At 72.3% G+C, this 11,874-nt stretch carries 7 protein-coding genes; 3 read left to right on the forward strand and 4 right to left on the reverse strand.

What is annotated here, in order from left to right:
• The first annotated feature begins 193 nt into the window (after positions 1 to 193).
• Genes JNK12_09820 through JNK12_09830 form a run of 3 tightly spaced genes read left to right on the forward strand, consistent with a single transcriptional unit; the run spans position 194 to position 4,771 of the window.
• Complete coding sequence (locus JNK12_09820) at positions 194 to 2,671, forward strand: polyribonucleotide nucleotidyltransferase (GenBank protein ID MBL8776219.1); 2,478 nt, start codon at positions 194 to 196, stop codon at positions 2,669 to 2,671.
• A 23-nt stretch (positions 2,672 to 2,694) separates the two neighbouring features.
• Positions 2,695 to 3,981, forward strand: a complete 1,287-nt coding sequence (locus JNK12_09825) for an insulinase family protein (GenBank protein ID MBL8776220.1) — start codon at positions 2,695 to 2,697, stop codon at positions 3,979 to 3,981.
• A gap of 22 nt (positions 3,982 to 4,003) precedes the next feature.
• On the forward strand, positions 4,004 to 4,771 hold the full coding sequence (locus JNK12_09830; protein ID MBL8776221.1) for a 4-hydroxy-tetrahydrodipicolinate reductase: 768 nt from the start codon (positions 4,004 to 4,006) through the stop codon (positions 4,769 to 4,771).
• Positions 4,772 to 4,796: 25 nt separating this feature from the next.
• Here the strand turns inward: JNK12_09830 and JNK12_09835 are convergent, their stop codons facing one another.
• The 4 genes from JNK12_09835 to JNK12_09850 all read right to left on the reverse strand — a co-directional run bounded on the left by JNK12_09835 (position 4,797) and on the right by JNK12_09850 (position 11,815).
• Complete coding sequence (locus tag JNK12_09835) at positions 4,797 to 7,463, reverse strand: carboxypeptidase regulatory-like domain-containing protein (protein MBL8776222.1); 2,667 nt, start codon at positions 7,461 to 7,463, stop codon at positions 4,797 to 4,799.
• 14 nt (positions 7,464 to 7,477) lie between these two features.
• Positions 7,478 to 10,105: a carboxypeptidase regulatory-like domain-containing protein gene (locus JNK12_09840; GenBank protein ID MBL8776223.1), complete on the reverse strand. Its 2,628-nt coding sequence runs from the start codon at positions 10,103 to 10,105 to the stop codon at positions 7,478 to 7,480.
• Between the two features lie 106 nt (positions 10,106 to 10,211).
• Positions 10,212 to 10,943, reverse strand: coding sequence for an SDR family NAD(P)-dependent oxidoreductase (locus JNK12_09845; GenBank protein MBL8776224.1), 732 nt, complete (start codon positions 10,941 to 10,943; stop codon positions 10,212 to 10,214).
• Positions 10,940 to 11,815 carry a hypothetical protein gene (locus JNK12_09850; GenBank protein ID MBL8776225.1) on the reverse strand — a complete coding sequence of 292 codons (876 nt, stop codon included), beginning with the start codon at positions 11,813 to 11,815 and terminating at the stop codon, positions 10,940 to 10,942. Before JNK12_09850 ends, JNK12_09845 begins: the two co-directional genes overlap by 4 nt.
• Positions 11,816 to 11,874: the final 59 nt, after the last annotated feature.

An 11,874-nucleotide genomic window follows, 5' to 3' on the forward strand; every position in this document is an offset into this window, starting at 1 on the left:
CACAAGCTCTCACCTCCCGCGGGCTCGCCCCGCACCAACAACACAACCCACGCGGCGTGCTGGTCAGCTGCCAGTGGCCGACTTCCCGAACCCTGACGAGCGCAGAGCGCAGCGGGGCGGCGGGTGGTCGACCACTGGGAACTGGCCCCGCCGCCAGACCGGGGCCGACGTGGCCCCGAGAGGAGGACATCCCATGGCGGATGCCACCAACGTCTCCGGTGCGATCACCGGTTCCGAGAACACCCTGTCGTTCGAGACGGGCAAGCTGGCCGGACTGGCCGACGGCGCCGTCGTCGCCCAGATCGGCGACACCGTGGTGCTGGTGACGGCCACCGCGGCCAAGAGCGTCCGCGAGGGGATCGACTTCTTCCCCCTCACCGTGGACATCGAAGAGCGCATGTACGCCGCGGGCAAGATCCCCGGCTCGTTCTTCCGTCGTGAGGGCAAGGCCTCCGACCAGGCCATCCTCACCTGCCGCCTCATCGACCGGCCGCTGCGCCCGTCGTTCCCCGACGGCTTCCGCAACGAGATCCACATCGTCGGCACCATCCTCGGCGCCGACAAGGTCAACCCGCACGACGTGCTGGCCATCAACGCCGCGTCGGCCGCCCTGTCACTTTCGGGCATCCCCTTCGAGGGCCCGATCGGCGCCGTCCGCGTCGCCTTCGACGCCACCGGCACCTGGATCCCGCACCCCACCTACCAGGACGGCGACTCCAGCTCGTTCGAGATGGTCGTGGCCGGCCGCATCGGTGACGACGGCGACGTCGCCATCATGATGGTCGAGGCCGGTGGCACCGAAGCCGCCTGGGAGCTCTACGAGGGCGGCGCCCCGAAGGTCACCGAAACCGTCATCGCCGAGGGCCTCGAGGCCTCGAAGACCTGGATCCGCGAGTCCATCGACCTCCAGAACGAGCTGGTCGAGAAGGTCGGCGGCAAGAAGCCGTCGATCACCTTCACCACCCAGGTCGACTACAGCGACGACATCTACGCCGCCGTGTCCGCCGCCGGCACCGAGCGCTTGGCCGCCGCCATGGCCATCGCCGACAAGGCCGAGCGTGACGCTGCCGCCGACGCCGCCCGCGACGAGATCGTGGACGAGCTGAGCGAGCAGTTCGCCGAGGTGGACAACGCCACCAAGCAGATCAAGGCCGCCGTCCGGTCGCTGACCAAGGCCATCGTGCGCAAGCGCATCGTGGAAGAGGGCGTGCGCATCGACGGTCGTGGCGTGACCGACATCCGGCCCCTCTCGGCCGAGGTCGGCGTGCTGGCCGCGGTCCACGGCTCCGGCCTGTTCCAGCGTGGCGAGACCCAGGTGCTGAACGTGGCCACCCTGGGCATGCCCCGCATGGAGCAGATGCTCGACACCATCGGCATCGACGACCGCAAGCGGTACATGCACCACTACAACTTCCCGCCCTTCTCGACGGGTGAGACCGGCTTCATGCGTGGCCCGAAGCGCCGCGAGATCGGCCACGGCCTCCTCGCCGAGCGGGCCCTCGTGCCGGTGATCCCGACCTCGGCCGAGTTCCCCTACACGCTGCGCACCGTCTCCGACGTGCTGTCGTCGAACGGCTCGACGTCGATGGCGTCGGTGTGTGGCTCGACGCTGTCGCTGATGGACGCCGGTGTCCCGATCAAGGCCCCCGTGGCCGGCATCGCCATGGGCCTCGTCTACGCCGAGGGCAAGTACACCGCCCTCACCGACATCCTCGGTGCCGAGGACGCCTTCGGCGACATGGACTTCAAGGTCGCCGGCACCGCCGAGTTCGTGACGGCGCTGCAGCTCGACACCAAGATCTCGGGCCTGCCCGCCGAGGTGCTGGGCAAGGCGCTCGATCAGGCGAAGGACGCTCGCCTCAAGATCCTCGAGGTCATGACCACGGCCATCCCCGCCCCGCGCGACGAGGTCGGCCCGACCGCACCGAAGATCACCAGCTTCGAGATCCCGATCGACAAGATCGGCGAGGTCATCGGCCCCAAGGGCAAGGTCATCAACGCCATCCAGCAGGAGACCGGCGCCGACATCAGCGTCGACGACGACGGCACGGTCGGCACGGTGAGCATCGGCTCGAACGACAGCGGCGTGGTGGCCGAGGCCGAGCGCCAGATCCGCCTCATCCTGAACCCGCCCACCGCCGAGGTGGGCCAGGTGTACCAGGGCAAGGTGGTCAACATCACCAAGTTCGGCGCCTTCGTCAACATCCTCCCCGGGCGTGACGGCCTGGTCCACATCTCCAAGCTCGGCGGCGGCAAGCGCATCGACCGGGTCGAGGACGTGGTCGATCTCGGCGACGAGATCGAGGTCCGGGTCGACGACGTCGATCCCAACGGCAAGGTCTCGCTGAGTCCGGCCGACGCCCCGCCCTCGTCGGGTGGAGGCGGTGGCCGTGACCGTGGCGACCGCGACGATCGTGGTGGCGCCCGCGCCAGCGACCGTCCCCGTGGCCGTGACCGCGAGGACCGTCCGGCCCGTGACCGCGACAGCGGCGGCGCCGAGTCGTCCTCGGACAGCGGCAGCGGTGCCGTGGCCGTGTCCTTCGAGGACGCGTTCGAAGAGGAGCTCCGCGAGGAGTTCGGCGACCTCGGCCCGACCGAGGCCCCCCGCTCCGGTGACGGTGGCGGGCGGGGCCGTGGCGGCGACCGCGGTCGCCGCGGCGGTCGTCGCTGAGCACCACCCGGTCTTCGGACCAGGTGCCCGGCAACGGGCACCGGGACGGCACGTCGGCTCCGGCCGACGATGCCGTCCGCACCACCACGCTCGACAACGGCATCCGCGTGGTCACCGAGCAGATGGATTCCGTCCGCTCGGTGGCCACCGGTGTCTGGGTCGGCGTGGGGGCGCGTGACGAGGACGAGGCTCTCAGCGGGGCGTCGCACTTCCTCGAGCACCTGCTCTTCAAGGGGACCGCGTCCCGTTCCGCCCAGGACATCGCCGAGTCGGTCGACGCGGTCGGTGGCGAGATGAACGCCTTCACCACGAAGGAGTACACCGCCTACTACACCCGTCTGCCGGCCACCTCGGTGGCCTTCGGCCTCGAGCTCCTGGCCGACGTCATCTCGGCCCCGGCCTTCCGCCCCGACGAGGTCGACGCCGAGCGCCAGGTCATCCTCGAGGAGATCCTCATGAACGAGGACACCCCCGACGACCGGGTGCACACCCTGGTGTTCGAGGCCCGCTACCCCGACCACCCCCTGGGCCGCGAGGTGCTGGGCAGCCCCGACACCATCGAGTCCATGTCCCGCGAGCAGATCGCCGGGTTCCATGGGCACCACTACCGCCCGGAGAACCTCGTGGTGGCCGCCGCCGGCCTGCTCGACCACGACGAGGTCGTGGCCCACGTCGAGGCCGGATTCGGCGGCCTCCCCGCCGGCACCCGCCCCGAGCGCACCGCGCCCTCGGCGCCGCCGCTGGCGGAGGCGGTGGTCCGGCGGCCGACCGAGCAGGTCCACCTGGCGTTGGCCTGGCCGGGGCTGTCCTACGACGACCCCGACCGCTATGCCCTCTCGGTGGCCAACCACGTCCTCGGTGGTGGCACCGCCAGCCGGCTGTTCCAGGAGGTCCGCGAGAAGCGGGGCTTGGCCTACGCCGTCTACTCGTCGCCGTCCGCGTACGTCGACACGGGTGTGGTGCTGGCCTACCTCGGCACCGCGCCGTCACGGGTCGCGGAGGCCGTCTCGGTCGTGGACGACGTGGTCGACGGCCTCGTGGGCGACGGCCTCACCGACAAGGAGCTCGACGTCGCCCGCGGCTACCTCGAAGGGTCGCTGGTGCTCGGTCTCGAGGACAGCAGCAGCCGCATGGGGCGCATCGGCAGCAACGTCTGCATCCGCGGCCGCGTCACCCCCATCGAAGAGCACGTCGAGCGCATCCGGGCCGTCACCCACGACGACGTTCGCCGCGTGGTCGAGCGCGTCTTCACCGGTGGGCGCACGCTCGCCGCGGTCGGCCCGGTCGACGCCGACGACCTACCGCGCTGACCGCCCCGGTAGCGTCGGGTCCATGACGATCCGGGTGGGTGTGTTCGGCGCCGGTGGGCGGATGGGGACGACGGTCTGCTCGGCGGTGGCCGCCGACCCCGACCTCGAGCTCGTCGCCGCCGTGGACCCGCATCACGCCGGCGAGGACATCGAGGGCGTCACGGTTGCCGCCGGGCCCGACGCGCTGGCCGCGGCGGGAGCCGAGGTGGTCGTGGACTTCACCGTGCTCGACGCCGCCCGGGAGAACCTCCACTGGCTGGCCGAGCACGGGATGCACGCCGTCGTGGGCACCACTGGGTTCAGCGACGACGACCTCGCTTCGCTCCGGGCCGCGTTCACCGCCAGCAACTGCTTCATCGCCCCGAACTTCGCCATCGGCGCGGTCTTGATGATGCGCTTCGCCGAGCTCGCCGCGCCCCACTTCGAGACCGCCGAGATCATCGAGCTCCACCACGACGCCAAGATCGACGCGCCCTCGGGCACGGCGATGCGCACCGCCGAGCGCATGGCCGCGGCGTCGGGGGAGTGGGGCGAGGACCCCACGACCAAGACGGTGGTCGAGGGCGCCCGCGGCGGCGTGGCCGTGGGCGGCATCCACGTCCATTCGGTGCGCCTGCGCGGGCTCGTCGCCCATCAGGAGGTGCTCCTCGGCACCCAGGGCGAGACCCTCAGCATCCGCCACGACAGCTACGACCGGTCCTCGTTCATGCCGGGCGTCGTCCTGGCCTGCAAGCAGGTCGCCCACCACCCCGGCGTCACCATCGGGCTCGAGGTGCTGCTCGAGGGATAGCGATCGGGCGGTCCTCGCCCGTGGCTCAGGGCCCGATGCGGCCGGAGGCCACCGCGGTGGCGCCGGCCTGGACCGGGACCGGGGTGGCGTCTTCGTAGGTGGCGGCGTCGTTCCAGTACTCCTGGGGTCGGGCCCCGGTGGGATCCACGAACGTCACCCGGTAGACCCCCGGGGCCAGGCCGGCGATCGAGTACGAGCCGTCCGCACCGGTGAGGGTCCCGCCGGCGATCCCCGTGGCCCCGATGGCCACGACCCAGATGCCGGGGAGGCGGTCGCCCGCCGGCGCGTCGCCGACGGCGCCGACGATGCGCCCGGTCGAGTCGGCGAGCTCGGCGTCGACCGTGCCGGGGGCGATGACGGTGTCGGCCTCGGCGAGGGCGTGATAGGGGCGGTCGTCGTGCCACTCCATGGGGTACCGGCCGCTCGGATCCAGGAAGATCAGCTGGTAGCCACCTTCCGGCAGGCCGAGGGCGTAGTCGCCGTCGGCGTCGGTGGTGGCCGTGGCCACGAGTGAGTAGTCCGCCGCCGAGAGCGCGACCACCCAGATCCCGGACAGCGGGGACCCCGTCTCGTCGGTGACGTGTCCGACCAGGGTCGACCCGCCCGGGTTCGGCGCCTGCGCCGGCAGCTCGACGTCGGCGACGGCGGTGCCGCCCGCGGTGACGGCCACCGGCGTCGCGGTGGCCGCGTCGGGCACGCCGGCGTGGAAGCGGGAGGCGTGCGACCCCGTGGGATCGAGGTGGGCCGTCTTGTAGGACCGGACCGGCAGCGGGCCGGTCGTGTACCGGCCGGCCTCGTCGGCGATCGCCCCCGCGACCGGCGCCCCGGTCACGGCGTCGAGCATGACGGACCAGGCGCCGGGGATCGGCGCCCCGGAGCCTTCGCTGGTGACGGTGCCGGTGACCGTGCCCCGGAGAGGCTCCATCGTGCCCACGACATCGGTCGGCGCACCGGCGTCCACGTTCAGGGTGGTCGGTGCGCCGACGAAGCCCGACCGGTGCTGCCCGCTCATGCCGAGCAGGTAGACGAGATAGGACCCCGGCGGCACCGAGGCCGAGAAGCCTCCGTCGGCGCCGGTCACCACGCCGTCGGCGAGGGCGTACCCGTCGGCCCGAAGCACGGCGACGCCGGCGCCCGCGATCGGCAGGCCGCTGGCCCGGTCGACGACCGTGCCCGTGATCCCGGTCGGAGTGCCGGCCATCGCGTCCATGCCGTCCGCCAAGGCGTCGACGTCGAGGTCGCCCGCCTCGAACGGGACCACGCGGTACGTCCCGGCGCCGGAGACGGTGAGGACGGGCTCGCCGGCGGGCGTGATCTCGGTGAAGTAGCGGTTGGCGTTGGGCAGTCCCCAGGTGGCGACCCAGTTCCCGCCGCTCAGCCGTCGGGCCGATCCGGTCCCGCCCGAGTACACGGCACGGGGGTCCGAGACGACCTCGACCACGGTGGCCAGCCGCTCCTCCAGGTCCAAGGCGAAGCGCAGCACCCGGGGCCGGCGATCCTGGTCCGAGGAGCCGTTGTCCATCACGCTGATGGTGCCGTCGGGCCAGAAGCGCGGATCGTGCTGGCCGGCGAAGAGGTTGACCACCTCGGCGGGGTCGAGGATGCGGGTGCCGTCCGACACGCGCAGGCTCTCCGGACGGTCGGTACCCCCGAGCTTCCAGCGGATCTCGTCGGTGGCCAGGTCGACGGCGTAGATGGCATCGAGGCTGCGGGCCGACCACACCACGCCGCCGTCACCGTCGGGCTCGACCGCGTTGACGTGGGCGAAGTTGCCCGACTTGTACGGGGCCGGGACCATCTCGGACACGTCGATGTGATCCTCGGTCCGCCAGACCCAGTCCTCGTCGTCGTTCTCGTCGAGGGCGACGAACCGGGCCTCCTCCTCGAGGCCGCGGTCGGAGGTGACGTACTCGAACCCCACGAGGCGCCCGTCGGGCAGGCGCTGGAGGTCGTGGTGGTCGAGCACGTGGTCGACGGTCCGGTGGACGGTGCCGTCCCAGTTCCAGAACGTGTAGTAGTCGCCGCCCGCTTCCGAGGAGACCAATTGCCCGTCGATCACCTTGGCGTCGGTCGGCCGACGTGGCGCCCGGTCGAGCCACCAGACGGGCGTGCCCTCGGCGTTGAACACCACGATGAAGGTCGTCCAGGTGACCAGGTAGTGGGCCGCCTGGGGTGTGCCCGCCACCGTGGCCGTGAACGCCGGGAAGGACGCCGGCAGGCAGCGGAGGTGGTAGGTGGCCAGGGTCGCGGCGGGAGCGGCGACCGCCGCGACCTCGAGCCGCACGGCGGTCGTGGCGGGCGACGTCATGGTGTAGGTGAAGTTCCCGCGCAGGAGCGTCGGCGCCGGCGCCGCCGGACCCAGCGCCACGGCCCGCACCTGCGTGTCGGCCCCGACCGAGCCCGAGAAGGTGACGGTCTGACCGGCGACACAGCGCAGCACGTAGTCGTGGCGTTCGGGGGCGAAGGGGAGGTTCAGCGGGGTCGGTGACGCCGACAGGGACGTGAGGCCGGTGGCGGGCACGGGCGCGAGCCGTGCGGGGCCGATCCTCGCGGTGGTCGCCGCGTCGGCGGCGTGCGCTGCGGGTACGCCTGGGCGCCACGCGACGAGGAGGACGAGCAGTATGAGGAGGACGAGGGGGGCGGCCGTCGGGCGCAGCGAGGCGGTTCGGCGGACGTCGTTCGCGGGGGTCATCGGCGGGGTCCGGGTCAGGGCGAGGCGACGAGCGACACGTCGACGGTGGCGTGGTCGCCCGCGGCGAGCGCGATGGGGTCGGCGGTGTCGTAGGTCGAGTGGTCGTTCCAGTATTGCTGGAGGTGGCCGCCGGCGGGATGCACGACCGTCGCCCGGTAGGTCCCCGGTGGCAGTCCGTCGATGCGGTAGGTGCCGTCGGTCGCGGTGACGGCACCGCCGGCGATGCCCGTCGGCCCGATGGCGACCACCCAGGCGCCGTCCAACGGCTCGCCGCTGGCGCGGTCGGTGATCACGCCGCTGAAGATCGCGGTGGTCACGTCGAGGGCGGCGTTGGTCGCCGCCGGGGCGGTGACCGCGGCGGCCTGCGCCAGCCCGTAGTAGGGCACGTCGTCGTGCCACTCCTGTGCGTGGCGCCCGGAGGGATCCACGAAGGCGAGGAAGTACCCCGCCGGGGGCACGCTCATCGAGTACTGCCCTGAGCCGTCGGTCGTCGCGAGCTTGGCGAGCGAGTAGTCGGCGGCTCGGAGCGCCGCCACGAGCACGCCGCTGACGGGGTCGCCGGTGCCGCTCTCGGTCACGACGCCGGTCAGTGGATGTGCACCTGCGGCCGGCGACTGCGCCGGCATGGTCACGCTCGCCGTGGCCGTGGTGCCGGCGGTCACGACGACCCGGGTGCCGAGCGAGGGGTCGCTCGTGTCGGCGTAGAACTGGCTGGCATGGGCCGCGGGCGGGTCCACGTAGGCGACGAGCCGGTTGCCCGGAGTGAGACCGTCGATCGAGAATTGGCCGGCCGCATCGGTGAGGACGCCTCGCCCCGGCATGCCGGTCGCCGCGTTGAGCTCGATGGCGAGGGCACCGCTGATGGGAGCGCCCGTGGTCCGATCCGTGACCGAGCCGGCGATCGACCCCCGGGTCGAGGTCAGCGCCACGTCCGCGGCGGCCGGGTCGCCGGTGTCCACCGTGACGGGCGTGGGCCCGCCGGAGAACCCGGCCTGGTGTGCCCCGGTGGGGTCGATGCCGTACACGAAGTAGGTGCCGGGGGACGCCTCCGCCCGGAAGCTGCCGGCGCCGTCGGCGACGGCACTCCCCGCGAGGGAGAAGTCCGTCGTGCGCAACAGGGCCACCCACGCGCCCGGGATCGGAGCGCCGGTGGCGGCGTCCGTGGCCAGTCCCGAGACGCCCGGTGGGGTTCCCATCATCTCGTCGAAACCGTCGTGCAGGTCGTCGGTGTCGATCTCCCCGGGCTCGGCGGGGACCGCCCGGTAGCTGTCCAGGCCGGTCACGGTGAGGACGGGGGTGCCGCTGGGCGTGAGCTCGGTGAAGTAGCGGTTGGCCCCGTCGAGGCCGAAGCCCCACTCCGCGACCCAGTTGCCGCCGCTCAGGCGGCGGCCCGAGCCCACACCGCCCGAGTAACCGGCCCGGGCATCGCTCACCACCTCGACGGGCGTGGCGACCCGGGTGTCGAGGTCGATGTCGAAGCGCAGGATCCGGGGCCTCCGCTCGAGAGCCGAGGAGCCGTTGTCGAGCACGCTCAGGGTGCCGTCGCCGAGGATCCGGGCATCGTTCGGGCCCGCCAGCATGTTCTGGACCTCGATCGGGGTGAGGAGGCGCGTGCCGTTCCACACGCCGAGGCTGGCGGGTGTGTCCGTGCCGCCCAGCTTCCACGCGATCTCGCCGGTCGTCGCGTCGACGGAGTAGACGGCATCGAGGTTCCGGGCCGTGAACACCACGTGGTCGTCGCCGTCGGGCTCGACCGCCACGACGTGGGCGAACGTGGACTTGTACCCGGCCGGAACGAACTCGCTCGGTGACAGGTGGTCCTCGGTCCGCCACGCCCAGGTCTCGTCGCCGGCGCCGTCCAGGGCGACCAGCCGAGCCTCCTCGAGCAGGCCGCGGGCGGAGTTGACGCACTGGAACCCGAGCAGGTCGCCGTCCGGGGTCGCCTGGAGGTCGTGGAGGTCCAGCCCGTGCTCGACGGTGCGGGTGGGCGTGCCGTTCCAGGACCGGAAGACGTAGGGGTTCCCGGGACCGGGCGTCGTCGGGCAGCTCGCGGCGGCGGAGGTGGTCGACACCATTTGGTGGTCGACGATCTTGGCGTCGAACGATCCTGGGCTGCGCAGCCACCACACGGGGGTCCCCTCGGCGTTGAGGACGGTCACGTAGCTGCCCGTGACGAGGTAGTACGCGGCCTGGGGTGTTCCGGTCACCGACGCCGTGTACTGCGGGAAGTCGGGCGGCAGGCAGCGGACCCGATAGGTGGCGAGGATCGTGCCGGGGGCTGCGGTGGCGCTCACCTCCAGGCGCACCGCCTGCACGCCCGGCGCGGGGAGCACATAGGTGAACGGCCCGGTGAGGCGTGTCGGACCGCCGGCCTCCGGTCCCAACGGCACCGCGCGCAGCTCATGGCCGGCGGCCAGGGTGCCGGTCAGCGTCACTGCGTGGTCCTGGCAGCGCACCACGTAGTCGACGCTGCCCGCGGAGAACGCATGGTCGAGCCCGGCGGGCACCGCGCTCAGGGAGGTCAGCCCCGTCGGGTCCTCCGCGGCCACCGGCGTGACGGTGGAGGGGTCGGCGACGAGCAGGGCCAGCACGGCCACGACGGCCACGAGCACCGCGATCGGCCGCAGGGCGCGGGTCGGCAAGCCACGGCGTTGCTGCCCGCCCCGTCGCTGCGCACTCCGGACCAGCGTCGACCCTCCCCCTCGCGGCCGTGAGGCTACTGCAGCAGGCGACCGGCGGTGAGTGCCCTCAGGTGCGCCGATGCACCTTGGTGGCGCCGGCCTGGTCGCGGGCCAGCACCACGATCTGGTCGATGTTCACGTGGCTGGGCCGGGTGGCCGCCCACGCCACGCAGTCGGCGACGTCCTCCGCGGTGAGTGGGGTCATGCCGTCGTAGACGGCGTCGGCCTTGGCCTGGTCCCCGCCGAAGCGCACCAGGCTGAACTCGGTCTCGACCATCCCGGGATCGATCTCGGTCACCCGCACGGGCTGACCGAGGAGCTCCTGGCGCAGGACGGCCATGACCGCCCGCACCCCGAACTTGGCCGCGTTGTAGCCGCCCCCACCCGGGTAGGGCTCGTGGGCGGCGATGGAGCCGATGGTGACGACGTGGCCGTCGCCGCTGTCCACCAGCTTGGGCAGCAGGGCCTTCGTCATGCGCAGCACGCCCAGGACGTTCGAGTCGTACATGGCCTGCCAGTCCGCCTCGTCGGCCTGGGCGATCGGGTCCCGGCCCAACGCGCCGCCGGCGTTGTTGACGAGGAGGGCGCACTCGGGGACCTGGGCGCAGAACGCCTCCACCGACGCGGGGTCGGTGACGTCGAGGGCGAGGGCCGTGGCGCCGAGGGGCTCGGCCACGGCCTGGAGCCGATCGAGGCGCCGGGCCCCGAGCACCACGTCGAATCCGTCGGCGGCGAGGCGGGCGGCGGTGGCGGCGCCGATGCCCGAGCTCGCGCCGGTGACGACCGCGGTCGGGCTCATGGCTGGGGACGCTCCTCACCGGTCGTGCCCGGTGTGCCGGCCCCGTCCTGGGGAGTGGCGTCCGACGCGGTGGCGTCTGTTGGGTGTGTGGCGTCCGTGGCGTCCGTGGCGTCGGCCTCATCGCCGGCGTGGGCGGCAGCCTCGGCGGCTTCCCACGCCTCGAGCTCGAGCTCGACCTCGTGCTCGTGGATGATCTCCTCCTCGACCTCCTCGAGCTCGTCCTCGAGACGCATGAGGGCTTCGAGCTCGCTCTCGCCCTCACCGCGGCTCTCGCTCCAGATGAGGAAGCCCGTGATGACGATGGTGAGCCCCGTGAGAGGGAGGCGGTACTCCTTGATGAAGTCGAGGAGCACGTCGAGGGGCGACGAGAAGATGTCGCCGACCCAGCGGATGAGGATGAGGCGCCCGATGGTGCCGGTGATGTTGAGGGCCAGGAAGACGGGCGGCGACATGCCCGAGGCGCCGGCGAAGAGGCAGATCGGGTTGTTCGGCGCGAGCAGGACGAGGGGGTACGAAGCCTTCTCGAAGAAGCGCTCGACGGAGCGCAGGATCCCGCCGAAGGTGCGGGACCGGCGCTCGGCCCAGCGCACGGCGGCATCACCGTAGAAGTACCCGATCAGGTAGAAGAGCGGGTCGGCCAGCAGGAGCCGGACGGTGCCGACCAGGTAGTACGACCAGGCGTCGAGCTCGTTGGTGACCAGGACCAGGTTGCGGTTGCGGGCGTTCAGCGAGATGAGCCAGAGGGGGTGCTTGTCGACCAGCGTCGGTGCGAGCGCGTCGCCGACGTAGGACGCGATGACGAGCACCGCGAGCGGCCCCACGAGGAGCCAGAACGTGAGCCGGCTCGGCTTGGATCGGGCGGGGGCGTCCACCCGCAGATCATCGCACCCCGCGGCGCCCGGTCCGGAGTCCTACGCTTCCGGGCGCTCAT

The sequence above is a fragment of the Acidimicrobiales bacterium genome (assembly GCA_016794585.1).
Classification (GTDB): domain Bacteria; phylum Actinomycetota; class Acidimicrobiia; order Acidimicrobiales; family DATDAH01; genus JAEUJM01.